Below are 2067 nucleotides of genomic sequence, written 5' to 3' on the forward strand. Positions count from 1 at the left end.
TGGTGTGTCGCGGATTTTTTTGAGTCATTCCAGTCGTGATGTGCGTGCGGCGGTGGGGTTGAAGCGGTGGTTGGCGTTGCAGGATCCGCCGTTGGCGAATGAGATTTTTTTGGATGTGGATCCGGATACGGGGTTGCGGGCGGGTTCACGGTGGAAGGAGGCGTTGCGGCAGGCCAATGCGCGTTGTGAGGCGGTGATCTGTTTGTTGTCGCGGCATTGGGAGGCCTCTGATGAGTGTCGGGTGGAGTACCGGACCGCGGAGAACTTGAACAAGCAGATTTTCGTGGCGCGGTTGGAGCCCTCGACCGGGGATGGGTTGACCTCGGAGTGGCAGCGCTGCGATCTGTTCGGTGCCGGCGCGTTGACCGAGGTCGAGGTGGACGGTGGGGCGCCGGTGGTTTTTGCCACCGAGGGGTTGTACCGGTTGCGCGATGCCATCCGCGGGGCCGGTATCGGTGCCGAGTCGTTTGTCTGGCCGCCGCCGACTGATCCTGACCGCGCACCGTATCGGGGGTGGGAACCGTTGCAGCCCTGTGATGCCGCGGTGTTCTTCGGTCGCGACGCCCAATTGGTGCGGGCCCTGGACGCGGTGCGTGGGATGCGGCTCTCAGAGCTGAAGTCGTTGTTCGTGGTGCTGGGCCCCTCGGGCACCGGTAAGTCGTCGTTTCTGCGGGCCGGGTTGTTGCCGCGGTTGACCCGTGAAGACCGCCGCTTTGTGGTCTGCGACATCGTGCGCCCGGAACGCAACGCGTTGACCGGCCAGTCCGGGCTGGCCGCGGCCATCCACGCCGGCCGACGCCAATTCGGTTTGACCACACCGAATCTGGGGCAGATCAAAACCGCCTGCCAGAACGCCGAGGTGGCCACCATAGCCGGGTGGCTCGACCAGATCCGCGCTGCTGCGGCCGCACGGTTGATCGACCGCGGCGATCAGGCCGGCGTGGCCCCGACCTTGGTACTACCGGTCGATCAGGCCGAAGAACTGTTCACCGCCGAATCCGCCGCAACAGCGGAGACCTTCTTAGGCCTGATCGCCGGGCTGGTCAGCACTCTCAACACCACCCAAACAGCACTGATCGTGGCAGTCACCATCCGCACCGACCGCTACGAGGTCATGCAAACCCACCCCGCCCTGGCCGGCGTGGACACCCTGCTGTTCGACGAACTCAAACCCATGCCGCCCACCCAGTTCAAAGAGGTCATCGTCGGCCCGGCCATGCGCGCCACCGAAGCCGGCACCCCCCTGCGGGTGGCCCCCGACCTCGTCGAACGCCTCCTCGCCGACGCCGGCGCCGGCGCCGACACCCTGCCCATGCTGGCCCTGACCATGTCACGGCTCTACACCGACTACGGCCACGACGGCGAACTCTGCCTGCAGCACTACCAAGACATGGGCGGAATGGCCCATGTGGTGGCCACCGAAATCGACGAGATCCTGGCCACCGACCCCGACCAACGCCGCACCCAACTCGACGCCCTGCGCGCAGCATTCATCCCCTGGCTGGCCACCATCAACCCCGACAACGACCAACCACTACGCCGGGTGGCCCGCTACCACGACCTCCCCGAACCCAGCCGCCCCCTCATCGACGCCCTGGTCGCCAAACGACTCATGGTCAAAGACACCCGCGACGGCCAGATCGTCGTCGAAGTCGCCCTGGAAAGCCTGCTGCGCCAATGGGACGACCTCGCCGCCTGGCTGGCCGACCAACGCCACCAACTCAAAGCCGCCGACGACATCGAACGCGCCGCCACCGCCTGGACCCACCACCACCACGATCCCGCCTGGCTACTGGCCGGCACCCGCCTCACCGACGCCGAAACACTCGCCCACACACCAGGATTCCGCGAACGACTCAACACCGTCACCGACTACCTCGCCGCCAGCCGCCACGCCGAAAACCAACGCCACGCCGCCGAAGAACAACAACGCCAACGAGAACTCGACACCGCCCGCGAACGCGCCCACAACGCCCAAGAACGCCAAGCCACCGCCGAAGCCCACAGCGCCACCCTGCGCAAACGCTCACGCATCCTGCGCGCCGTACTGGCCGCCACCGCCCTCAT

Annotated in this window: 1 protein-coding gene; it reads left to right on the forward strand. The window is 66.4% G+C overall.

Translation table 11 applies throughout. The features are described 5' to 3' along the window. Positions 1 to 52: 52 nt before the first annotated feature. Positions 53 to 2067 (forward strand): toll/interleukin-1 receptor domain-containing protein (locus tag ACAG25_RS24705; protein WP_370491053.1); only part of this gene is annotated, 2015 nt, incomplete at its 3' end.

Origin of the sequence: Mycobacterium sp. pV006 (assembly GCF_041287115.1) — a bacterium.
In the GTDB taxonomy this organism is placed as follows: Bacteria; Actinomycetota; Actinomycetes; order Mycobacteriales; family Mycobacteriaceae; genus Mycobacterium.